The organism is Tenacibaculum soleae (assembly GCF_030549005.1).
Taxonomy (GTDB): Bacteria; Bacteroidota; Bacteroidia; order Flavobacteriales; family Flavobacteriaceae; genus Polaribacter; species Polaribacter soleae.
In genome coordinates this window covers 203,059-226,068 of sequence record NZ_JAUOSW010000002.1, presented here as the reverse complement: position 1 = coordinate 226,068, position 23,010 = coordinate 203,059, and the positions used below count along the sequence as shown (strand labels likewise).

Genomic DNA, 23,010 nt, shown 5'->3' with positions numbered 1-23,010 from the left:
TAAAAAAAGAGTTTAATCACTTATCTTAGCCAGATATTACAAGATTTTAATAGTTATGAGTAAAAAATATATTTTTAGCGCGTTATTTTTTTTAATCAGTTTTAGTCTTTTGGCACAAACATCTTTGTTTAACCATTCTAAAACCTTTACAAAACAAGACTCTTTACGAGGATCTATTACTCCTGAAAGAATTTGGTGGGATTTAACCTACTATCATTTAGACATTAGTGTAAATCCTGATAAAAAATTTATCAACGGAAAAAATACCGTGCAGTACAAAGTTTTAAAACCTCATAATGTTTTACAAATTGATTTGCAGGCTCCGTTAAAAATTATAAAAGTAATTCAGAACGGAAAAAAATTAAAAGTAGTTACCAATGGAAACGCGCATTTTATTCATTTAAAAGACAAACAAAAAATTGGTAACATAAATTCGTTAGATATCTATTACGAAGGCTTTCCAAAAGAAGCTATTCGCGCACCTTGGGATGGTGGTTTTTCATGGAAAAAAGATACTAACGGAAACCATTTTGCTGCTACCTCTTGCCAAGGCTTAGGTGCTAGTGTTTGGTGGCCTAATAAAGACCATATGTACGATGAAGTAGATAGTATGGCAATTAGTGTGCGTGTACCTAAAAATTTAATGAATATTTCTAACGGAAAATTACGTAAAACCGAACATCATAAAGATAATACAACAACGTATCATTGGTTTGTAAATAACCCGATTAATAATTACGGAGTAAATGTAAATATTGGTGATTACGTGCATTTTTCTGAAAAATATAATGGTGAAGACGGAATACTTGATATGGATTATTATGTATTGCGTGATAATTTAGAAAAAGCAAAAAAACAGTTTAAAGATGCTCCTAAAATGATGAAAGCTTTTGAGCATTGGTTTGGTAAATATCCTTTTTATGAAGATGGTTTTAAACTCGTTGAAGCACCTTATTTAGGTATGGAACACCAAAGTTCTGTTACCTACGGAAATCAATATATGAACGGATACTTAGGTAGAGATTTATCAGGAACTGGCTGGGGTTTAAAATTCGATTTTATTATTATTCACGAATCTGGACACGAGTGGTTTGCTAATAACATTACCAATATTGACATTGCCGATATGTGGATTCATGAAAGTTTTACAGCATATTCAGAAAACCTATTTTTAGATTATTATTATGGCAAAAAAGCATCTGCTGAATACGTAATTGGTACTCGTAGAAGTATACAAAATGATATTCCTATTATTGGGCAATATGATGTGAACAGCGAAGGTTCTGGCGATATGTATTACAAAGGAGCCAATATGCTACATACTATTAGAACTTTAATTGATAATGATAAAAAATGGCGACAAATTTTACGCGGATTAAACAAAGTTTTCTACCATAAAACGGTAAATACAAAGCAAGTTGAAAACTATATTTCGCAGCAATCTGAAATCGATTTAGGCACCATTTTTAATCAATATTTGCGCACTGTTAAAATTCCTGTTTTTGAATATAAAATAACAAATAACCAACTTTCTTATCGTTGGAACAACGTAATAAACGGTTTTAAAATGCCTTTAAATATTTTTGTTAATGGTAAAAAACAACTGTTACATCCAACTGAAAAATGGCAAACTACGAACGTTAATTCAATTAAAATTAAAGTAGACAAAAACTTTTATGTAAATAGTAAAAATGTAAATTAAACTATTTTGAAAAAACTATTCTTTTTACTGGTACTCACCCAACTTTCATTACATTCTCAAAATGTTTTATTTGTAGGCAACAGCTTAACATACGCTAACAACATGCCTAAAATATTAGAATATATTGGCAAAAAACAAGGAGTATCAATAAAAACAAAGAGTTTATGTTTTCCTAATTACGCTATTATTGATCATATAAATGAAGGAAAACTTCAAAGATTATTAGCAAAAAACAAATTCGATTATTTAATAATTCAACAAGGTCCATCATCTCAATCAGAAGGAAAAAGAATGTTAATTGAAGATGGTGAGAAAATAAAAAAACTTTGTAATAACCATAATATAAAGTTAGGCTACTTTATGGTATGGCCATCAAAACGCTATTATCATACTTTTAATAAAGTTATTGAAAATCATAAAATAGCAGCAGCCAAAAATAACGCTATACTTTTTCCTGTTGGCGAAATCTGGAAAGAATACAATTTAGATAAAACCTTATATAACTTATATGATTACGATAATTTTCATCCATCAAAAGCTGGAAGTTTTTTAGTTCCATTAACAATATTTCATCAATTACATCCAACTAAAAAACTTCAGCAATTATCATTTAAAGACTATAAAAAATGGACAACTAATAAAAAGTCATTCTTAAAAATGATTCAGTTAGTTGAAAATCATTAGCTTTCTAAAAACTATACTACATCTTTAACAAACTCATATTCAATTTCTGAATAATTAGATATTACCTTTTGAGCTAACGAATAATCTTGTGCTTTAGAGTGTTCACTTTTATAAGCTACACAATAAATTCCGCCATCATAAGCTGCTCTAATTCCGTTGGTAGAATCTTCAATTACCAAACATTCTTTTTTATCAAAACCAGCAATTTCAGCTGCTTTTATAAAAATTTCAGGGTGTGGTTTTGACGCCTTTAAATCGGCTCCGCTAATTTTACCTTTAAAATATTGATTTAAATCAAACTTATTAAAAACGTTATTAATAGTTACCATTGAAGCTGATGATGCTAAAACCAACGTAACCCCGTTTGTGTAATAATTTTTAATTAGATCTAAAACTCCGTCTAACAATTGCAAATCATTATCATCAGAAAAAAAGAGCTCTTTAAAAAAAGCTCTTTTATAAGCAACTAACTCTGTAGCTGCTATTGATAAATTAAAAGTATTTACTAAATCTTTACAAATTTCAATTGTTGATTGCCCTGTGTACGCATTATATTGTTCTTGAGAAACGTTAATACCTACTTTAGCAAACATTAAAAAATATGCTTGTTTGTGTAACGGTTCAGTGTCTACAATTACACCATCCATGTCGAATAAAACTGCTTTTAAAGCCATTGTTTTTAGTTTGTGTTGTGCTACAAAAGTAAACAATTGACTTTAGAGAAGGTGATTATTTTGCTTCACATTTACTCAATACTTCTTCTGCTCTTTTTAACAAAAACGTAGGATAAAACTTTACTGTTATTTTTTCTTCTTTACTTAAAGTAATCGCTCTTTTTACATCTTTACAAAATGGAGCTGTAGACTGACCAAAAAAACGAGCCGCTCCTATGTCTGATTCTGCTTTACTAAAAATAACTCTTGGATTATTCGGCGCTATTTTTAATGCCTTTGCATACAAAGCAGTGTTTTTCATAGACATTGACATACCATACTTTTGACCATCAAAAACAATATACGCCGTATTTAAAAGTGCTTGTGTAATTAATATTTCAGGATTATTGGGCGAATTTTTAGTTGCTAAATCGATAAACGTTTGCGCTTTTGTTAATTTTGATTTTAATGTATTTTCATCTTTTATTTGAAAACATTCTAATATTTGAACCGTTGCTGCATAAAAAGGTGGTAACCATTTATCTTTTTCAGCATTAGAAATTCGTTCAAATAATTGCCCTGCTTCGGTACTGTTATTCGTGCTCCAAAGTGAAAATGCTTTTGTCATTCCTTTTTCATATTCACTTTGTGCTGATAAGTTTATAGCAAATGCTAATACTATTAGTGTAATTACTTTTTTCATGTTTCTTAGTTTAATTGATTTTTAGTTTATTTTTTTTGACACTTCAAATATCTTCACTTTGTCATGTTTTCTATAAAAAAGAAAACCGAACTGTAAGTTTTTATAACCGAATTGTTGTTTTTATAGATTATTTAATTGATTGTCTTTTTTATTATCGCTAATATCATGAAAAATCAAAAATAGCCTATGCTCCTTCCGAAATGTCTTTTAAAACGATTACCACTACTTTTACAATGGTGCTATTTACTGGCTTTTTTTTACAAGATAATTTCTGTATTATAAAGAGCTACAAATAAACCTCCTTTATTAGATTTAACTCCCTACCCATAAAGTAATTATATATTTTTCTTAAACCATAATAATTATAGCTCCGCTTATAAATAATATCACTATTAAAATACTTCTTTGCATTTCTTTTCTTTCTTCACTTAAATATTTTTTTGAATTCTTATTCAAACCTGAAAATAATTTTCAATAAAAAAGTAATTTTTAAATCTATCTTCTTTTTAACCATCTAATTAATTTAATTAGATACTAAAAAACCGCAGACAAATAATATTATACACAACAAAACACTCAAAAACAACACATTAGCAACAATATAGTATCTATTTTAGGTAAATTATGCATTATGAAAACCATATCAAAAACATAATTTTACAACTTAATTAACTAATTAAAATAATAAAACCCTTCAATTATGAAAAAAATTAACTATTTAATTATGTTTTTCGCACTGACTTCATTTTTAGGTTACTCACAATCTGAACATGCTTGTAAAGCCAGTGAACAAAATGAAATTTATTTTAAAAAACATCCAGAATCTAGAGTTGAATATCAAAAATTTAACTTATTCACAAAAAAACAAGCAAAAAATAAACTAAGTAAAAAAGCAGCAGTTGCTACCTATACAATACCTGTTGTATTTCATGTCTATGGAGATATACAGCACGGAAAAACAGTTACAACAGATAAAATTAAAGTCGCCTTGCAAAAATTAAATGACGACTTTCAAGGCTTAAACCCAGATTTTAATACTGTAGACTCTTATTTTAACGCTAGAAAAAGTACACTTAACGTCGAATTTAAATTAGCAAAACTAGATCCTTATGGAAACTGTACAGAGGGCGTTGTTTATTATCCAGAAAAGTCTGGTTACGGTAATGGCGGAGGTTACGATTCTCAAATAGCAAATGATGCTTGGGATAACTACAAATACATGAACGTTTATATTCAAGGTGATTTATATGCAGATGGTTCGTCTACGAACTCAGGTGTTGCGTGGTATCCAAACACATCAATGTCTAATAGCAACACAGCTAGAGTTGTATATAATGGTCAATATTTACATGGGAATACGGGTGATGAATTTGCTTCTGTTTTAACTCATGAATTTGGGCACTTTTTAAATCTTATACATACATTTGACGGTGGTTGTACCTATCCTAATGATGAAGTTAATGATACACCTCCTGAAGGTGCGTCTACAACAGGAACAAGTTGTGCTCCGAGTACAAATTGCGAAGGAAACTATATTAATTACGAAAATTATATGGGATATAATGGAGCTGCTTATGGTTGTTACAAAATGTTTACAGTTGGGCAAACTAATAGAATGTTAGCAGCTTTACAACACCCTGCTCGTCAATCATTATGGCAATCACAAAACTTAATTGACACAGGTGTTAATAATTCTGGCGCTACACTAAGTATAGACAACGCTATTGTTAAAGAACTTATTTCTAATAATGGTTCATTTAACCAATCGGCAACAATAACAGTTACTGGAGCAAACTTTGCTTCACCATCTGCAACATTAATTTCTGGAACAGATTATTTATTAACTCTTCCACAAGGACTATCAGCAACTGTGCAAACAACATCATATACAACTGCAAACATCACTATTACAGGTACTGCTAGCAATCATTTAACTTCAAACAATCTGGTTGCTAATTTAACTTTTAACAATTCAGCTATTGGTGCAAACCAAAGTTTATCATGCACCTCTGTAGGATTAAATTTTAAATTTTACGATCCTTTTGAAATAATTTATGAAAACATTGCTGATGCATCTGCAAGTACAGGAGCAACTTGGAAGTGGTTTTCTCTTACTAAAATAAATGGAGACGGAGCTTATGGTGCATGGCAATATACTGGCACTCATTTAAAGTTAGAAACATACGGTAAAAAATTAGTTACATCTTCTACTACCAGAAACATTACTTTACTTAACAACAACCAACTAATTTCTACTAGTAGCAATTTTACAGCACCAGGTGCATACCCTGATCAATTAGATTTAAGAACTTCAAGCCATACTAGTTGGGATGGACAAACTGGTTACATTGGTTTTTCTGCTGTTCATAATAACGAGCCTATTCATGGCTGGATGAAGGCAAGTGTTACCTCTGACGGAAGTGGTATGACTATATATGAATATGCTTTTTCAACAAAGCCAAATGGTGATATACGAGCAGGGCAAACAATAATTGACAATAACCCTACTCCTGTTAACGCTCCAACTAATTTAACCAGCACTTCTAATTCCCCATCTGAAATAGTATTAAATTGGTCAGATAATTCATCTAACGAAGATGGCTTCACTATTGAAAAAATGAATACTAATGGTAGTTTTTCTGTAATTACTACTTCAGCAGCCAACGTGACTACTTATACTAATACAGCTTTAACTGCTAGTACAGCATACTCTTACAGAGTTCGTGCTTTCTCAGGAAATACAAATTCAAGTTATTCTAACACTACAACAGCAACAACAAATGCTGATACTGGTGGAGGAAACTACTGCACTATTACAGGTAGTAATACTTATGAATACATACAAAATGTAACTATTGATAGTTTTTCTAACACTTCTGGAGTGGATGCTAATGGTTACGGAGACCACACCTCTCAAACAGTTGATTTAACTCCAGGAAATGCAACTAGTGTTAGTCTAACACCTGGTTTTTCAGGTTCTGCTTATACTGAACATTGGGCTATTTTTATTGACTATAATAAAAATAACACATTTGAATCTTCTGAAAGAGTTATAGATGGTCTTTCTGGTAACGGAGTTGTTTCTGGTAACTTTACTGTTGATAACGCTGCTTCTGGCACTACAAGAATGCGTGTAATTATGAAGTATTATAGCTCACCTACAGATGCGTGTACAGTTATAGGTGATGGTGAAGCTGAAGATTATACCGTTTCATTTTCTGGAAGTGGAAACGAACCTACACCTACATTACCAACACCTGAAAATATTGGTGACTCTGGAGTATATAGTACAGGTTTTTATGCTTCTTGGAATACCGTTTCTGGAGCTACAGATTACGAGGTTCAACTTCTTAAAAACGGAAGTTGGGTAACTGAAGGTACTTCTACTACTTATTATCTTTGGGTATCGAAACAAAATTCTGACACGAATTACACATTTAGAGTTAGAGCAAAAAACTCGACTGAAAATAGTGCATGGAGTAATCAACTAAATATTTCGCTTCCTGTAACAGGTCCTACTGCTTCATTAACATCTACATTACTTCAACTATCTGTATTTCCAAATCCTGCTACAGATTATATTACCATAAGAAGTACTACCAATGAAAATGTTTCTGCTCAATTATTTAATATCCAAGGAAAAAAAGTAGGAGAGTTTACAAACAAAAATAAATTTTCTGTACAACACCTTACCAAAGGAATGTACATTTTAAAAATGAAAACAAAAAAAGGAATCACTTTAAAAAAGCTTTTAATAAGATAATTCAATTTTTATTAACTAGTTCTAAAAGCCATCTGAATTCAGATGGCTTTTTTTATCAAAAATTACTCTTATAATACTGTTATAGATTATCTAATTGATTATCTTTTTTATTATCGCTAATTGTCCAGAAAAAACCTACAAAGAAAAATCTATCTGCATTTGGTGTAATTGCTTGTCTATCAAAAACACCATTCATATTAGGTGTGTTTTTATAATTGTACCCGAATATATTTTGAGTTCCTAAAACGTTGTTTACTGAGAAATACAATATTTTTTGTTGACTAATTAAATACGCCCAGTTTACACTTACCGAGTTATAACTTTTAGTCTTATTGTTTAAAAAACCTGTTTTATTCGGATTTGTATAATTTCTACCAGAAGCAAAATTATAACTTACCCCTACTTGACTTTTCCAATCGGTTATAAAATGCTTACCTACAACCGATAAATTATGTGCAGATGCAAAATTTGGCATTGCTTTTATCGGATAACTTTTATAATCTCTTTTGGTATCTAAATACGAGTATGAAACCCAATAATCGGTATTTTTAATACTCTTATTATCTCTCCAAAAAACATCAATTCCTTGTGCATAGCCTGCTCCTAAATTTGAATAATTAGAGGTTGGTAAAGTTAAATTCGTATCATACTTTACTAAGTTTTGATAATTTTTATAATAAGCCTCAACCCTAAAAATTTGCTTATTTTTTACATATTGATAGTTCGCAATAAAATGAGAAGTGTTTTCGGCTTTAAAACTGGTGTTAAACTTTAAATAATCGTTTTTAGGATTTTGAAAAAAACGACCGTAAGCAAACGAAAATTGCGAATTATCACCCGATTTATAAGCTATTGATGCTCTTGGAGAAACTGTAAACTGATTTAATAATTCAGAATACTCACCACGAACACCAACTTTTGATGCTAACTTTTTTGAGAAAAATATATCAGCTTCAACATAACTTGCTAAAATATTATTATCAAAACCGTAATTAAATTTCTCATTACTACTACTGTTTTTGTAATCCTCATTAAAATCGGTAACAAAATATTCTGCTCCAAAACTTAACTTAAAGCGATTTGAAAAACGTTTTTTCAAGGCTACTTTTACATGAGCAGAGTTTTCTTCATCAATAATTTTATCATTGATAACTTTAGTGTCAGAATGGTCGTTTGTAAAACTTATACCAGTTGCTACTTTCCATCCATCTCCAAAACTATTTTTGTACGATGTGTTAAAATATAAGTTTCTATTTTTCAACCCAAAACGTACACCTTCATCATAATTTATATCATCTTGCGTTAAATCAAAATCAGTATAACTAAAAGCTCCATATACTTTTAACATTGATTCGTTTTTAAACTTAAAACGATACACTGCCTCTCCGCTTAACGCTTGTATAGGTTTATGCCATTGATTATTATCAGGAAATGCTGCTTGATATGGTGCTAAGTTTACATACGAAGCATTTACACTTAATGAATTCTCACCAAAAATTTGCGTGTTTCCAACCCCTAAACCTACGGTCATAAAAGACAAATCTGTTTTTTCTTCAACCGCTTCATCCGTAGTATTTAGCAATAAAACGCTTGATAAAGCTTGCCCATACTCCGCCGAATATCCTCCTGTAGAAAACGTAATCCCTTTAAATAAAAAAGGCGAAAATCGTCCGCGAGTGGGAATGTTATTTGCCGATGGCGTGTATGGTGTAAACACTCGCATTCCATCTACAAAAATCTGTGTTTCCTCTGCTTCACCTCCACGTACAAAAAGTCGACCATCTTCATCAACTTTTGAGGTTCCTGGTAAGGTTTGTAAAGCACCAACAAAATCTCCCAACGCACTTGCTGTTGTTACCACATCTAACGGTTTTAAAGCAGTTACTTTAGCATTATCACCGGCTTCAAAAGTTCCTGCATTAATAGTTACAGCATCTAATGTATTTACATCATCTCTTAATTTTATTATTAATTTATTAAAATCAGTAACTAATGCTGTTTTTGAAAACGTTTCAAAAGAAATAAAGGAAACGATTAATGTTTTTGTTCCTTTTGCTGATGTTGTAAAAGAAAAATTTCCTTTTTCATCAGATGATGTTCCGTCATAGGTTCCGTCTAAATATACATTTGCTCCTTCAATTGGTGTTCCTTTTTTATCGGTTACAATTCCAGTAATTGTAGTTTGCGCCATTAAATAACTTTGAATTAATAAGCATAAAATAAATAATAATCGTTTCATTGTTTTGTTATTTGATAGCTCAAAAATCAGTTCTTTTTAAAGTTTTGTATAAAAATATATTCTCAACTGTATAAAATTACTACCCAACTGTTATTTACCGCAAATTAATTAGCAACTCATTATTACACTTGTCCTATCTTGCTACTCATTTTTCAAATCTTGCTAAACTTTAAGATCAAAAAAGTTTTAAATATTTGATAAAAATGTATTTTTACATAGCATAAAAAATTACAATGTCACACGATTTAAGCAATTACAGAAAATCATACGAAAAACAAGAATTACTAAAAGAAAACTGCCCAGAAAACCCAATTGAACTTTTTAGAGATTGGTTTTTTACTGCAGATGCATCTGAAATGGTAGACGAGGCAAATGCCATGAATATTGCTTCAATTGGATTAGATGGTTTTCCTAAAAACAGAATTGTTTTACTTAAAAAATATACTTGGGAAGGGTTTATTTTTTACACAAATTATAATTCTGAAAAAGGAAAGGCTATTTTAAACAACAATAACGTTTGTTTATCTTTTTTTTGGGCTGGTTTAGAACGACAAATAATTATAAAAGGAAAAGCTGAAAAATTAGCCGAAAATTTATCAGACGGTTATTTTGAATCTAGACCTAACGGAAGTAAGCTTGGCGCTTGGGCATCAAACCAAAGTGAAGTTGTTATGTCTCGTGAAATACTTGACAAACAATTAAAAAACACCACTGATAAATTTAAAGGAAAAGAAATTACGCGTCCATCACATTGGGGTGGTTTTTTAGTAAAACCTATTTCGATTGAATTTTGGCAAGGTCGTCCTAATAGAATGCATGATAGAATGCGATATACTTTAGAAAAAGATTTTTCTTGGAAACTTGAACGTTTGGCTCCTTAGTTTTATATTTACATAGCTTTAAAAAAATAAATGAAAACACTATATATTGTTCGTCATGCAAAATCTTCTTGGAAATACGAAGGTGTAGATGATATTGATAGACCGCTAAAAGAACGTGGTATTAAGGATGCTCACTTTTTATCTAAACATCTATCAAAAAAAATTAAAAGACCAGATGTATTTCTTTCAAGTAGTGCAAATAGAGCTTTACATACTGCCGTTATTTTTTGTGAAAATTTTAAATACCCTCTATCTAACCTGCAAATAAAAAAACAATTATACAGTTTTAGTGATGGGTACTTAGTAAAAACAGTTAAAGCTTTAGATGATAGTTTTGACAGTGCTATTGTATTTAGTCATGATCATGGAATAAATAGTTTTGTAAATAAATTTGGTAATAAACCAATAGCACATGTAACTACGTGCGGTGTAATTGGTATTCAATTTAAAGACAAACATTGGAAAGATATAAAAAAAGGAAACACTACCTTAATAGAGTTTCCTAAAAACCATAGATAAATCTATATTATTTTGAAAATAAAAAAATACGGTGCTATAGATATAGGTTCGAATGCTGTAAGGCTTTTGGTAGCAAATGTTATTGAAGAAAAAGATAAAGAACCACAATTTAAAAAATCTTCATTAGTTAGAGTTCCTATTCGACTAGGCGCTGATGCTTTTGTTGGTGGTATAATTTCTAAAGAAAATACCAATCGAATGATTGATGCCATGGAAGCTTTTAAACTACTTATGAAAGTTCATGGTGTTGAAAAATATAAAGCCTGTGCAACTTCTGCTATGAGAGAGGCAGAAAACGGTAATGACGTAATCAGTACTATTTTAAAAAAAACAGAAATAGCAATAGATATTATTGATGGTAAAAAAGAAGCTGCTATTATATTTTCAACAGATTTAAATCAATTAATAGAATCAGAGTCTACCTATCTTTATGTTGATGTTGGTGGTGGTAGTACTGAATTTACTTTGTTTTCAAAAGGAAGAATCATCAATTCAAAATCTTTTAAAATTGGTACCGTAAGATTGATTAACAATAAAAAATCTGAAAATAAACTTATTTTTAAAAAAGTACAAGAGTGGGTTGAGGAAAACACGAAAGTATATAAACGTATTTCTTTAATTGGTTCAGGTGGAAATATTAATAAAATATTTAAAATGTCAGGAAGAGATATGGGTAAGCCAATTTCTTATATTTATTTAAATGCTCAGTACCAATTCTTAAAAAAAATGAGTTATAAAGAGCGTATTTCTGAACTTAGTTTAAACCCTGATAGAGCTGATGTTATTGTTCCTGCTACTAAAATCTACCTTTCTGCAATGAAATGGAGTGGTGCCCGTAAAATATTTGTACCAAAAATAGGTTTATCAGATGGTATTATTAAAAGCTTATACTATAATAAATTATAAAAAAAGTCTAAAAACGATACTTTAACCCAATATTACCAATTAATTGATTTCCTCTTTTATTACCAGTAAGTTCTTCTGTTAAAAAACCAATATTTGCTGATATATTATAATTATCGTTTAATCTTTTTGTTGCTCCAATTGTTGCATAATAAGAATTTAAACTAGGATTTGATGTAACTTGTATAAACCTAGAAGCTTCGTCTGGTGAAATTCCAGTTCCAACTCTTACTGACACATAATTTTCTGTATTATCATAATAATAACGAACATTTGCTTGGTAATTTTGTATAAAATCTCCATTAATTTTAGGCCCTAAAAAAACACGTGCATTTAAATAAAATTTATTTTGGTACGAAGTTGCTCCGATTACATACGAAAGAAAATTATCGGTATTATAACTCAAATATCGAAAACCACCTTCAACTTCTATCCATTTTACTACTGTATAATATAAAGAAGCTTTTACTCCATAATTTTGAAAAAAATCTGCTTTAGACGAAGCACTTAAATTAATAAAACCATACATTTTATCAGAAAAAACAGGGTATGACTCTACCTCATACAATACTGCATCATCAACAAAGTGTTTACTGTAAGTTACTCTTGCTCCTAATGAATATTTTTCTAAAAACTTCATATATTCAAGCTGTATTGTATGCCACGATTTTGTTGTTGGATGTTCTTTCATAAAAGAATTAATATCGTAATATACACTTATTTGATTGTTCTTTATTTTCTTTAAAAGTTTACGGTATCTATATTTTTGCTCTTTATTTAAAGGATGATTACTTATTTTATTTACTAAAAATTCTGTTGTTTTTTTATCTTCTAATCGCAAATACGCTTCGGCTTTTGATAGTTCAAAATCTAAATCTGCTTCATAAAAAATTTCTACTTTAGCTATAAAATCATTCAGCTCATTTGTAGTTTTAATCAAGTTTATTTGTGCTAACACCAAATTTTTATAAGTTATTGCTTTATCATGTGATACTATATACTGAATGTCATTTTCAGCTACTTCTATTTTTTTTAATCTTTGTAAAACACGGATACGTAAAACACGGATATCAATATAATTTGGAGCTAGATTAAGAGCTAAATTTACAATAGGTAAAGCTTTTGTGTATGCTTTTTTCTTATAAAAACCGTTCGCTTTATAATACAATGAATCTACATTTAATTCCTTTTTTTGAGCTTGTGTATTCGTTACATAAAAAAAACAAAAAACAACTAATATGTTTTTAACTATGCCATAAAACATCTTTTTAGTGTACAAACCTCTATTTTTAATTATCATTTTTAACATGCTTTAATACTATTCTTCAATTGCTTCTTCATTAAATCCAGCTCTAGCCATAGCTCCCCAACCTGTCTCAATTTTAAACACCTTCTTAAAAAAACCTTTTAATTGTGCGTACAACATTACTGGGTGGCTATAAAAAGATTCAACATAAGCTGCTATTAATAACTGAAATATCATTTTGGGTTTCGAATAATGTTTATAATTTAATGAATACATAAACACTGAAATTGTTGAAAATACACATCCTAATAAATACACAACAATCAAAAGAAGTATTGATATTGGCCAATTAATAAAATTAAAAACTGAGTTATAAATAATATATAATATTCCTAAAAATTCTACTATAGGCGCTCCTAATTCGAAGAAAATCCAGTATGGAAAAAATATTTTTCCCATATTACCGTATTTTTTATTAAAAAATAAAGAACGATGTTTATACATCGTTTCCCATAAACCTCTTGCCCAGCGGTCTCTTTGTGATATATAAGTTTTAAAATCTGGTGGAGCTTCTGTCCAGCATAAAACCTCAGGTATATAAACTACTTCATACGGTTTTTTTAAGTCTTCCATATGTGTACGTAATCGAATGCATAACTCAAGGTCTTCACCTACACTATCTTTATCTAACCCGCCAACCTCCAACAACCTGTATCTTGAATACAATCCAAAAGCACCAGAAACAAGCATTAAGCCATCTACTTGACCCCATGCCATGCGTCCTAATAAAAAAGCTCTAATATATTCGACAACCTGTATTCGTGGTAACATTTTTTTTGGTACTCGCACTTCTTTAAGTATCCCATTTTTTATCACTGAATCGTTTGCTAAACCTATAATACCTCCACTGGCAATAACTTCTTTATCTGTTGCTTCTATATAAGGCCTAACCATTTTTAATAAGGCGTCTTGCTCTATAATACAATCGGCATCTGTACATAATACTAAGTTAGATTTAGCAAAAATTATCCCGCAATTAATAGCATCTGAACGGCCTCCGTTATATTTATCTACAACTGTTAAACTAGCATATTTAGGATTGGTACTTTTATAAGCTGTTGTAATTTCTGCACATGAAATTCCTGTAGTATTTTCTTTTAAAGGAATTTCCTCTAAATTAAAAACGGTTATTAATTGTTTTATAGAGTCATCATTACTACCATCGTTCACTATAATTAACTCATAAAACGGATACTGTATAGAAAGTAACGATTTAACATTGGTAATGATCGTTTTACCCTCATTATATGCAGGTGCAATTAAACTTATAGAGGGTAAATCATGAGAACCCTTGATATAATCTACATTTAAAAAATTCGCTTTCCGTTTTGCTTTTCTGATAGCTCTAGATGCTAAAAAAATAAATGAAAAATAAATACAAAAGATGATAACCCCATATATTAAAAAAAAATAATCAATACTATTTTTAACTAAATGATTCATAAAATTTTCATTTAATTAAACTAATATTCTTGTATCCAGATAATTAAAAATATCCATGCGTTGATTCTCTATCGTTTTCTCTAAAAACCGTGATTTTATTCCTTTTATTTCTTTTTTGGTTATCTCTAAATTTTTTAAAGTTTCAAATGCGACATCTACAAGCCTCGTATTGTCAGAAAAAAGTTGATCAATAATATAATATTTGTATTGTTCAAGTTTAAAATTCTTGATAACTCTAATCAATAATTCTTTCACTTTTTCATTTTTTGACAGTAGTGCTTTGTCTAAGTATTGCAAATCTAACTTATTTGTTGTTTCTTCTAATTTTTCTATTATTCTAATTTGTTGCCATAACGACATTGGTCTTGTTACGTAAGGAAAGAAAACTAAACTTTTCCATCCAATAAAAGACACTAAAGCTATTTGTGCTTCACGTCGTACTAAAGTATTTTCTACATCTCTGTAAGGAATGACCATTTGTAAATTACCTTCTAATTCAAATTCGTATGATAACCATATTGCTTTTGCCTTAATATACCAATCTTTGTCTTTTATTTTTTTCTTTAAAACTCCCTTTATTCCAAGGTATTTAAAAATTTCTTGAAATTGCTCTTCTTTAGAAAACTTTACAACTCTATTTATCTTAACAAAAATACGTGCCGATTTCCAAAGAGTTTCTGGGTCTTTTTTTATGTATTTTTTTAATCTTTTTAATTTATTTTTTGTTGCTTCTACTTCTAATTTAGAGTAAGTTGTAATAATCCCCTGGATAATTTTCTTTTCAAAAACGATATTTTCTCTTTCTAATATTTTATTCTTTTTTATATTATAAATAATTAAACCCCATAATAAAATAAGTATCGTGATTAAAAAAAATATAAACGTATAAAGTAAGTGTTCTAAATTCATAAATAGCGATTAATACAACTATTTATATCTAATTGAGTAAAAGGGAAAGAAATAAATTCGTTAACCCCTATTTTTTTTGCTGTACTAACAATAGCTTCTTGGTCAATTTCTGACATTACAATTATTGGCGAGTCTTTGGCCATTGTTTTTAAATCTTCTAAATATTGAAAAACAAAACTTCCTTTAATCTCAGCATCTGTAATTATAAGGTCGTATTTTTTTATATGAAGGGCGGTTTTCATGTCCTCATACGTATTACTAATTTTAAAAGTAGTATTTACGTTTGACAACATCATTTTAATCAGATGTGAAATACTCTGATCATTATGTATTATTAAAATATTATTTTTCATCCTTTATTAAATTATAACTACTTACATACTTTTGTATGTTTATACAATATATTTAATAACACAGAGGGCTGTATGTGATCTATAAAAACAATTACCTAAAAACATCTTTTAAGGGAGAATGTTTTTATATTATATAGAGCTAAAAAACTATATTCTTACAAAGCAAAATTATTTTATTTGTTTTCACTCAAACCTTCTTTATAGTTAAAGATATGTTAAATTAAATAAATATTATTTAATTAAAGTTATTTTCAGTTTAAGTTCTTTTTCTAACCAAAGTTTAAGTTCCTTTTCTTTTTTATGAATAATTGAGTCTGCTATTTTTTTATTCCATGTAACTGATAATTCGGGAATTGTATCTACTTTTATAAAATCTGATGAAGATAATTTCTTTGAAAAACTTATGGTTTTAATATCATTATATCTAATTTTAGCTTCTTTAGCAACTTTACTAAACGGTACGTTATTTTTATCTCTAATTAAAGCATCCTGCTCTATCCTGTTATTTAAATTGGTTATAGTCCCTTTTAAATCCTCGATTTCTCTATGCAAACCTTTAATCACATTATCTTTTTGGTCTAAATCTGCAATTGCTCTATCATAAGCATCTACTACTCTATCTACACTTCTAGCTTTATTTTCGTTTATTATTAGCTCGTAATCATCTAATTTATTGTAAGTTTTTAATTCATTTCTTAAAAACGTTTCTGTAGCATCAGTTACATCTCCATTAAAAAACAAATTGATTTTTTTGGTATCTCTGTGAATTTTTTCTCTTTGCAACCATAAGTCTTTATTAGCATATATTTCATCTTTTAAAAACTTATCGTAATTTGCATTTTCTACACTTTCTCTATAAACATTAACAAAGGTAAAAATTGCCGGAACCATTACTAAAAAAGCGACAAAAGATGCTAAACGAGCTGTTTTCTTTCTTTTTTCAGAATTTACATAACGAATCATCGTAAATCCTAATAGTTTTAAAACTACAAAGGTTGCTAATGCGATAAATATTGTATTAATAATAAATAAATACATTGCTCCAAAAAAGTAATCAAAATTACCTACTGCCAACCCATACCCTGCGGTACATAAAGGCGGCATTAACGCTGTTGCAATTGCAACTCCAAATATTACAGATGCTATTGTTCCTTTTTTAGTTCTTGCTATAATTAATGCCAAACCTCCAAAAAATGCGATAAGAACATCTCTAATATCAGGTTTTACTCTTCCTAATAATTCTGAAGTTTCTTCTTTTAAAGGAAATAGAAAGAAAAATAAAAATGCGGTTAATAAACTTAATACAATCATAGTTGCTAAGTTTATCATTGATTTTTTTAGTGTGTCAATATCGTTAATAGCTATTGACATACCGATTCCTAAAATTGGCCCCATTAATGGAGATATTAACATGGCTCCAATTACTACGGCTGTTGAATTTGCATTTAGCCCTATGGATGCTACAAAAATTGAGCAAATTAAAATCCAAGCAGTTGCTCCTTTAAATGGTATATCTACCTTTATCGCCTCAATAGTTGCTTCTTGATCTGTATCATCACGAAAATCTAATAATTCAATTATAAATTTTTTAGAACTTTGCCACAACCCTTTTGCATCATCCTGAATTGCTTGTTTTGACTGTTCTACATTTTCATCTTGATTTATTTTTTCTTCCATTTACATTTCTTTTTTTCGGTTTTGTGTATGATTTTGTTGCCTGTTTAAGCACTAAAGTTAGCAAATAAACACAGATAGAAAGTGCGCGAGGACTTTCCGTAAGTAGACTATAACAAGTAACGAATTATACACGTTATTGGCATTTCGTTATTTATACTGTTTTGAAATTCCAAAAGCTTATTTTACGTCTTGTTGTAAATCCAAGTTTTTCATAAAGTTTGATTGCTCCAATATTTGATTCAGCAACGTGTAAGTAAGGAATTTTATTTTCTTTAAATATTTGATTTGTAGTTTGTTTTATTAATTGTTTTGCATAACCTTTTCCAGTATGCTCTGGATGAGTAATAACAGCACTTATTTCTGTGAATTCATTCATTTTCATTCTTTCTCCTGTTACAGCAATTAGTTTTTCGTCTTTATATATTCCGAAATAATTTCCTAAATCAGATGTCTTACTGTTAAAATAACCAGGTTGAATCTTATTAACTAAATGAAACAATTCAGTTTTTTGACGTTGGGTTTTTAATTCAACAATCTGTTCATTTATACTAATATTGATAGGCTTATCAAGAATCATTTGATTGCAAACTAAATTTTTATTTAAAGTTAATGCATTACTAAATAGTGGTTTTTTTCCAACTACATAAAAGTTGTTATTCTTTGCAGAGTAATTATCAATACCATCAGAGGAATTTTCAAGATTTATAAAACCTCCAAAAGGACAATATTCCGGTGCGTAAAACTTAATTCCGTCATATTTTATTGAAAATGTGTCATGTGTTTCGTTTAAAGAATTCCAAACAGGATTATTTAATTTTTCTATTATTTCGGTTTTTTTCATAATGAATGTCAACGTTTGATAATACACAAAATTACTTTAATTATTTATTAAAAAATAAAACGTTCAAAATATTTGGTTATACTTTTTTTGTTCTCTTTTTAATTTTTTAATTGATGTCTAATTTATTTTTTAATTTACTTGAAATCGCGTTTTTATGTAATAATACCGATATTGTTTTTAATTTAAAATATGGGATAGACATATACACATATCCATTATTTCCTTGTTTTGCTCCCCAAGAATTTTTTACTTTGAAATATTTATTTCCTTTTTGATCTTTAACTAAACCAACAATATGCATTAAATGATCGTCGGTTGTATTAAAGTTTTCAAACTCTGATTGACGAAAACTTGGTGTTATATTCTTTTCTTTTACAATTTCTTTTAATCCTTTTTCATTTTCTGTACTACTTGCTGGTATAAACGCAACTCCGTATTTTGAAGAAAATGTTTTTTCTGACACATCACAATCTAACTCTATTGTATATCCTTCATTAATCGCTGTTTCAGTTACCGAAACTAACTCATTTAAGGATACGTTATAAAATGAACCATTCGAAAAATTATCAGGAATATTCAACACAAATTTATCATACATTTTAGCGTGTGTAAACGAGCTTATTGTTACGTAATTTGATGGATCAATTTTTACATGTTTTGCAAAAGTTTTAGGAGTGTATTCTTTTCCTTCAAACTTAAATTTCGCTTTATTTTTACCCAAATAAACATCTAAAACACTTTCTGTTGCTTTTTTCCACTTCGGACTTAATTGTTTCGCAGGGTTTTTAATATAGGTATTTAACATTGCCTTTAAAACTGCCACTAACTCAGCATGGTTGTGTACATTTTGCCCAATATCTAATCCTGAAAAAACTTGTTCAGGAACCAAACCATAATTAGCTACCGAATTAATAACATCATGCCCTAATCCGCCTTCGCTAAACTGCGCTTTTCCTTGACGATATAAATAGTTACTTGCTTTATCTGAATAGGTATTACGAACAGTATACATCTCAGATAAATCAATATTTTTACCTGTTAATCGTATAATTTCAGACTCTAAAAATGAAGTCGTAGAAAAGCTCCAACAAGTACCTGTTCTTCCTTGGCTTTTTACTGCTGTATTTTCAATATCCTTTATAGTTTTAAACTCGTATTTTTGTGCTGTTATTACACCAATACTTAACAAACTAAAAGCGGCTGCTATTACTATTTTTTTCATTTTTATCTTTTTATTTTCATAAAGCAATTTACCTTTTTTATATTTATTTTAATAATTTATATCTCTAAAAATCTACAATAACTCCTATTTGTGGTAACGCTCTTCCTGATGTACTTTCTATTTCTTCTAAAAGATACCTATTATTATCAGAAGGATCAGAAATTCGACCATTTTCATCTTCTAGTGGCAATAACGATGGTCGTTGCTTTGAGCTACTTGCATAAATATTTTGAATATCAATATATAAATTAATTGCAGTCTTTTTTAAAAACCATGTTTTATCAACTCTAACATCTAATTGCGTGTATGTAGCAAAGCGTTCTCCGTTTAACTTTGTATAATCTAAAGTACCTCCATTTATAACATCATAATTAGATTTTAATGATGAAGCGTTTTCATCATAAGGTGTATAAGGCCTACCGCCTACTAACCTAAACTTAGCTCCTAGCTCCCAATTTTTATTTAATTTTTTTCCTGCTGTTATTGTCATTAAATGTTTATTATCCCAAGTAGATGGAATATACGCATTCATAGCGTTTTTAAACTCACTTCTAACAAAGGTATAAGAAGCAATTCCGTACAAACCATTATATGATTTTTTTTGTGCCAACACTTCAAATCCATAAGCTCTTCCTTTAGAGCTTGATATAACTTCTTCATTACCCACAACACCAAAATCTGCTCCTAAATTTGCTAAACTTATTTGGTTTCTTACTGAAAATGGGTAGTTTTTATACTTTTTATAAAACCCTTCTAAGGTAATTTTAGAACTTACTGTTGGTTTGTATAATAATCCGCCAACAATATGGTCTGACTGTATATATTTCAATCCTTTTTTATTCACAAACGTTCCTACATTATTTTTAAATCCTAAAACAGTATAAGATGGCAACTGATAGTAGCGCCCTATTGATGAATTTATTGACACTTTGTCATTTAAAGCATAACTTAAAGAAAGCCTTGGTGAAAATTGATTAATTTGATTTTTCATTTCGGTATTATAATCAATTCCGTCGGTTCTAAAACCAAAAGAAACTCCCAACTTATTGTTTAAAAACTCCTTAGAAATCTGCCCAAAAAAACCATATTTGATAAAATCAATCTCCGAATTAAAAACATCTTCAAAAACTCCATTTGAATTTGCAACTTTTCGGTAAGTATCATTTATATAAGTAGCCTTTTCTAGATTTGTACCTATATTTATTTTAAAAGAGTTCTGTGTTTCAAAATCATACTCGTACCTAAATTTAGTTTCAATTTCTTTAGAGCTATAGTCTAATAATAAATTAGATGGAGTTTCTTTATTCATAAAATATTTCTCCGCCTTGTTTTTCAATTCATTTCTACTCAAAACAAAAAGGTGTGTAGCATTTACATCAAAATACTTATAACTCGCTCCTACTGTATAATTCCACTGAGTATTTACAGGAACTGTATTTAAAAACAATTTATTGCTTTTAATCTTATCTACATCGGTTTCTCCGTCATTTACATCTTTATTTAGTTTAAAATTATCTATCGCTCCTAAAGCGATTATAGATAACTCACTATTTTTTGACAACTGAGATTTTACATTTAACTGAAAATCATTATACGTTGGTAAAAAAGGTAGCTTAATTAACTTAAAAAGAAATTGTAAATACGATTGACGAACCGAAAACATAAATGTAGTTTTATCACCAATAGGCCCATCTAAAGTGATACCTGCATCTGATGTACCTAAAGTTGCCCTGGTATTTAAAGCTGTAGGATTTCCTCTTTTTTGAGTAAACTCGATAACTGAACTTAAGGTATTTCCTCTATTTGCAGGAAATGCACTTGAATAAAAATCAACTTTACGTATTAAATCTGCATTCATTATCCCAACAGGACCACCGGTTGCTCCTTGTGTTTGAAAGTGATTAATCACAGGAACCTCAACTCCATCTAAATAAAATTTATTTTCAGATGTTGCTCCTCCACGGATTATAATGTCATTTCTAAACCCAGGATTTGATGCTACTCCTGGAAACGACTGAATTACCTTTAAAACATCTCTATTACCTCCAGGATTTTTTTCTATTTCAGCAACCCCTAAAGATTGTAATGACAACGGACTTTCTAATGATTTTTTGTATAAACTGGCTTTTATTTCTACTTCTTTTAAATTGGTACTGTTCTCTTTCAATTCGATATTTATAAAAGGAACTTTATCTTTTGTAACCAAATATTCATCTGAAATTAAGGTTTCATAACCTATAAACGAAATTTGTAGTTTATTATATCCTAACGGGATATTCGTTATTTTAAAGACGCCATTTTCATCCGAAGCAATTCCAATAGATGTTCCATAAACTAAAACATTTACAAAAGGAATAGCTTCTCTTGTTTTTTCATCAATTACCTTACCTGTAATTACCCCTTGATTTTGCCCAATAAACACAAATGATTGTAATATTAATGCAAATGATAATAGTTTTTTCATAAATGAGTTGTTTTAATTTTTCAAAAATATAAAATGTTTAAAATTTTAACCTAAAAAATAAACAAAATATTTTTTGATAAAAAAAAACCTCAATCTATTTTAAGATTGAGGTTTTGTGGGGAGAGCAGGATTCGAACCTGCGAAGTCGTAAGACAACGGAGTTACAGTCCGTCCCAGTTGGCCGCTTTGGTATCTCCCCAAAGCTTTAGAAAAAAATAAAGCTTTTCTTAAATTAAGAAAAGCTTTTAGTGACCGGGCTGGGGCTCGAACCCAGGACCCTCTCCTTAAAAGGGAGATGCTCTACCAACTGAGCTACCAGGTCATTATTTTTCTCCTTAGCGGGTGCAAATATAGAAGCTATTTTTGATTCCGCAAACTTTTTACAACAAAAAAACAAAGCTTTTTAAGCACTAAAAAATAGACTACTGAAAACGTGCTCTTTACAACAAAAAATTAGTGAAATAAAAAACCTCAATCTATTTTAAGATTGAGGTTTTGTGGGGAGAGCAGGATTCGAACCTGCGAAGTCGTAAGACAACGGAGTTACAGTCCGTCCCAGTTGGCCGCTTTGGTATCTCCCCAAAGCTTTAGAAAAAAATAAAAGCTTTTCTTAATTTAAGAAAAGCTTTTAGTGACCGGGCTGGGGCTCGAACCCAGGACCCTCTCCTTAAAAGGGAGATGCTCTACCAACTGAGCTACCAGGTCATTATTTTTCTCCTTAGCGGGTGCAAATATACATTCCTTTTTC

The 23,010-nt window shown here is 29.7% G+C and carries 17 protein-coding genes and 4 tRNA genes; 6 read left to right on the top strand and 15 right to left on the bottom strand.

Annotated features, from left to right (window positions below; all coding sequences use genetic code 11):
• The first annotated feature begins 55 nt into the window (after positions 1-55).
• Both Q4586_RS03415 and Q4586_RS03410 read left to right on the top strand, forming a co-directional pair.
• A complete protein-coding gene (locus Q4586_RS03415) occupies positions 56-1,702 on the top strand; it encodes a M1 family metallopeptidase (RefSeq protein ID WP_303526320.1) in 1,647 nt (548 codons plus the stop codon).
• 102 nt (positions 1,703-1,804) lie between these two features.
• Positions 1,805-2,386, top strand: coding sequence for an SGNH/GDSL hydrolase family protein (locus Q4586_RS03410; RefSeq protein WP_303526319.1), 582 nt, complete (start codon positions 1,805-1,807; stop codon positions 2,384-2,386).
• 11 nt (positions 2,387-2,397) lie between these two features.
• On the opposite strand, the gene Q4586_RS03405 is transcribed toward Q4586_RS03410, so the two are convergent.
• Together Q4586_RS03405 and Q4586_RS03400 are read right to left on the bottom strand one after the other, a co-directional pair.
• Positions 2,398-3,060: an HAD family hydrolase gene (locus Q4586_RS03405; protein ID WP_068704402.1), complete on the bottom strand. Its 663-nt coding sequence runs from the start codon at positions 3,058-3,060 to the stop codon at positions 2,398-2,400.
• A 55-nt stretch (positions 3,061-3,115) separates the two neighbouring features.
• A complete protein-coding gene (locus Q4586_RS03400; protein ID WP_303526318.1) occupies positions 3,116-3,742 on the bottom strand; it encodes a hypothetical protein in 627 nt (208 codons plus the stop codon).
• Positions 3,743-4,442: 700 nt separating this feature from the next.
• Between Q4586_RS03400 and Q4586_RS03395 the strand changes: the two genes are divergently transcribed.
• Positions 4,443-7,505 carry a M43 family zinc metalloprotease gene (locus tag Q4586_RS03395; protein ID WP_303526317.1) on the top strand — a complete coding sequence of 1,021 codons (3,063 nt, stop codon included), beginning with the start codon at positions 4,443-4,445 and terminating at the stop codon, positions 7,503-7,505.
• A 79-nt stretch (positions 7,506-7,584) separates the two neighbouring features.
• On the opposite strand, the gene Q4586_RS03390 is transcribed toward Q4586_RS03395, so the two are convergent.
• Positions 7,585-9,744, bottom strand: a complete 2,160-nt coding sequence (locus tag Q4586_RS03390) for a TonB-dependent receptor (protein ID WP_303526316.1) — start codon at positions 9,742-9,744, stop codon at positions 7,585-7,587.
• Between the two features lie 233 nt (positions 9,745-9,977).
• Here Q4586_RS03390 and pdxH point away from each other — a divergent pair, with 233 nt between their 5' ends.
• Genes pdxH through Q4586_RS03375 form a run of 3 tightly spaced genes read left to right on the top strand, consistent with a single transcriptional unit; the run spans position 9,978 to position 12,050 of the window.
• The gene (gene pdxH, locus Q4586_RS03385; protein ID WP_303526315.1) at positions 9,978-10,625 is read left to right on the top strand and encodes a pyridoxamine 5'-phosphate oxidase; all 648 of its coding nucleotides are present in this window, start codon (positions 9,978-9,980) and stop codon (positions 10,623-10,625) included.
• 30 nt (positions 10,626-10,655) lie between these two features.
• Entirely contained in the window at positions 10,656-11,144 is a 489-nt protein-coding gene (locus Q4586_RS03380) for a SixA phosphatase family protein (RefSeq protein ID WP_068704412.1), read from the top strand.
• Positions 11,145-11,153: 9 nt separating this feature from the next.
• Positions 11,154-12,050 (top strand): Ppx/GppA phosphatase family protein, encoded by an 897-nt coding sequence (locus tag Q4586_RS03375; protein ID WP_068704413.1) that lies wholly within the window; start codon positions 11,154-11,156, stop codon positions 12,048-12,050.
• 7 nt (positions 12,051-12,057) lie between these two features.
• Here Q4586_RS03375 and Q4586_RS03370 read toward each other — a convergent pair whose 3' ends face one another.
• The 12 genes from Q4586_RS03370 to Q4586_RS03315 form a co-directional block, all read right to left on the bottom strand.
• Positions 12,058-13,347, bottom strand: a complete 1,290-nt coding sequence (locus Q4586_RS03370) for a YaiO family outer membrane beta-barrel protein (protein WP_303526314.1) — start codon at positions 13,345-13,347, stop codon at positions 12,058-12,060.
• Positions 13,348-13,365: 18 nt separating this feature from the next.
• A complete protein-coding gene (locus tag Q4586_RS03365) occupies positions 13,366-14,796 on the bottom strand; it encodes a glycosyltransferase family 2 protein (RefSeq protein ID WP_303526313.1) in 1,431 nt (476 codons plus the stop codon).
• A 15-nt stretch (positions 14,797-14,811) separates the two neighbouring features.
• The gene (locus tag Q4586_RS03360) at positions 14,812-15,705 is read right to left on the bottom strand and encodes a hypothetical protein (protein ID WP_303526312.1); all 894 of its coding nucleotides are present in this window, start codon (positions 15,703-15,705) and stop codon (positions 14,812-14,814) included.
• A complete protein-coding gene (locus tag Q4586_RS03355) occupies positions 15,702-16,058 on the bottom strand; it encodes a response regulator (RefSeq protein WP_084443132.1) in 357 nt (118 codons plus the stop codon). Before Q4586_RS03355 ends, Q4586_RS03360 begins: the two co-directional genes overlap by 4 nt.
• A gap of 231 nt (positions 16,059-16,289) precedes the next feature.
• The gene (locus Q4586_RS03350; protein WP_303526311.1) at positions 16,290-17,735 is read right to left on the bottom strand and encodes a DUF389 domain-containing protein; all 1,446 of its coding nucleotides are present in this window, start codon (positions 17,733-17,735) and stop codon (positions 16,290-16,292) included.
• Positions 17,736-17,886: 151 nt separating this feature from the next.
• Entirely contained in the window at positions 17,887-18,576 is a 690-nt protein-coding gene (locus Q4586_RS03345) for a GNAT family N-acetyltransferase (RefSeq protein ID WP_068704429.1), read from the bottom strand.
• Positions 18,577-18,682: 106 nt separating this feature from the next.
• A complete protein-coding gene (locus Q4586_RS03340) occupies positions 18,683-19,798 on the bottom strand; it encodes a C1 family peptidase (protein ID WP_303526306.1) in 1,116 nt (371 codons plus the stop codon).
• A gap of 64 nt (positions 19,799-19,862) precedes the next feature.
• Positions 19,863-22,262: a TonB-dependent receptor gene (locus tag Q4586_RS03335; RefSeq protein ID WP_303526304.1), complete on the bottom strand. Its 2,400-nt coding sequence runs from the start codon at positions 22,260-22,262 to the stop codon at positions 19,863-19,865.
• A gap of 116 nt (positions 22,263-22,378) precedes the next feature.
• Positions 22,379-22,461 (bottom strand) — tRNA-Tyr (locus Q4586_RS03330).
• A 50-nt stretch (positions 22,462-22,511) separates the two neighbouring features.
• Positions 22,512-22,584: transfer RNA gene (locus tag Q4586_RS03325), tRNA-Lys, on the bottom strand.
• 176 nt (positions 22,585-22,760) lie between these two features.
• Positions 22,761-22,843 (bottom strand) — tRNA-Tyr (locus Q4586_RS03320).
• A 51-nt stretch (positions 22,844-22,894) separates the two neighbouring features.
• A tRNA-Lys gene (locus Q4586_RS03315) sits at positions 22,895-22,967 on the bottom strand.
• Positions 22,968-23,010: the final 43 nt, after the last annotated feature.